The 1,689-nt window shown below is 52.9% G+C and carries 2 protein-coding genes; both read right to left on the bottom strand.

What is annotated here, in order from left to right:
* Nucleotides 1-55: 55 nt before the first annotated feature.
* Entirely contained in the window at nucleotides 56-247 is a 192-nt protein-coding gene (locus B3Z49_RS03705; RefSeq protein ID WP_008889714.1) for a PLDc N-terminal domain-containing protein, read from the bottom strand.
* Nucleotides 248-368: 121 nt separating this feature from the next.
* Nucleotides 369-1,553, bottom strand: a complete 1,185-nt coding sequence (locus B3Z49_RS03700) for an NAD(P)/FAD-dependent oxidoreductase (protein ID WP_296988311.1) — start codon at nucleotides 1,551-1,553, stop codon at nucleotides 369-371.
* Nucleotides 1,554-1,689: the final 136 nt, after the last annotated feature.

Genomic DNA, 1,689 nt, shown 5'->3' with positions numbered 1-1,689 from the left:
GCCGACAGTTTCCTGTCGGCCTTTTTCGTCATTGAGGGAAATGATTTAACCGGTTTTAAGCGGTCGCGCGTCCGCTGCGCGGGCCAGCAAAGAACCAGATAATCAGGCCAAGGACCGGCAGGACAACAACAAGTACTGTCCACAATACTTTTGCACCGGTGCTTGCACCGCTGCCCATGATATTCACGATTGCCCAGATATCGGCAATCAGGACGAGAAGTCCGATAATTCCACCATATTCAAGCATGTTCCAACCTCACATTTGTTGCTGCGGTATCTGTACCGCGCTTACAACTCAAACGATTGGTTTTCTTGTTTGTTCCCGCACTGAATTCAATCAGTGCATCAGGCGGGTTCGGAAGGGCAGTTTAAACCACCTGTCCGGCAGACCAGCCCGATGACCATGCCCACTGGAAATTGAAGCCGCCAAGATGGCCCGTGACATCAACCACTTCACCAATGAAATAAAGGCCGGGTACGTCACGTGCTTCCATGGTTTTCGATGACAGGGCATTGGTGTCGACACCGCCAACCGTGACCTCGGCCGTTCGATACCCCTCGGTGCCGCTTGGTGTCAGGGCCCATTGATTGACATCCATCGCCAATTTGCGCAGTGCCTTGTCACCGGTTTCGCCAATCGGGCGATCAAGGCCATGGGTGGCGGCAATCATCTGGGCAAGGCGGTTTGGCAATATGCGTGACAGAACCGTGTGCACCGCCTGTTTCGGGTTTTCACCTTTGGCAGTTTTCAAAAGATCGAACGCATCTTCTTCCGGGTTAAGGTTCACCGTTATGCTGTCGCCCTCGTTCCAATAGGATGAAATCTGCAGGATCGACGGGCCGGAGAGACCACGATGGGTGAACAGCAAACCTTCGCGGAATTGCTTTTTATTGCATTGAACGATGGCATCAACGGATATGCCCGAAAGTTCACCGGTACGCGCACGCAGATCCGGATCGAAAACAAACGGGACAAGTGCGGCACGGGTCGGAATGACATTGATGCCGAACTGACGTGCGATCTGATAGCCAAAGCCGGTCGCACCGATTTTCGGGATCGACAGGCCGCCACATGCGACAACCAGCGATGAACATGTCCATTGTGCGCCGGTGCGCGTGGTGACATCAAAGCCGCCATCATCGCGCTTTATGATGTTGGAAATCTCGGTGTTAAGCTTGATCGTCACATCGGCAGCATCGCATTCATCAAGCAACATATCGATGATCTGAAAGGACGATTCATCGCAGAAAAGCTGGCCGAGTGTCTTTTCATGCCAGGCGATATTGTGCCGGTTCACCAGATCAATGAAATCTTGCTGGGTATAGCGTTTAAGCGCTGAAACACAGAACCGCTTGTTTTCGGAAATGAAGTTTTCCGGGCTGGTGTGGATATTGGTAAAGTTGCAGCGCCCACCACCGGAAATGCGGATTTTTTCCGCCGGTTTGGTCGAATGATCAACCACCACAACGGTTCTTCCGCGTTTTCCTGCTTCAATCGCGCACATCAGGCCGGCCGCACCCGCCCCGATGACAAGAACATCAATCTTTTTCAAGCCCGTCAGATCCATTCATGTGAATTTCGGACCTGCTTATACGTGGAAAACGTGGCCTTGTCAGTGCCAGTGGCGCAAATACCTACTCGGCGGCAATGCCTCTGGAACTCGGGGGTTTTAGGTCCCCGCGTTTGCC

Origin of the sequence: Thalassospira sp. UBA1131 (assembly GCF_002311515.1) — a bacterium.
Taxonomy (GTDB): domain Bacteria; phylum Pseudomonadota; class Alphaproteobacteria; order Rhodospirillales; family Thalassospiraceae; genus Thalassospira.
This window is presented reverse-complemented; position numbering and strand designations above follow the sequence as displayed.

Bases quoted from the DNA above. Each gene is read 5' to 3' on its own strand.
- B3Z49_RS03705 (WP_008889714.1), bottom strand. From the start codon at position 247: ATGCTTGAATATGGTGGAATTATCGGACTTCTCGTCCTGATTGCCGAT.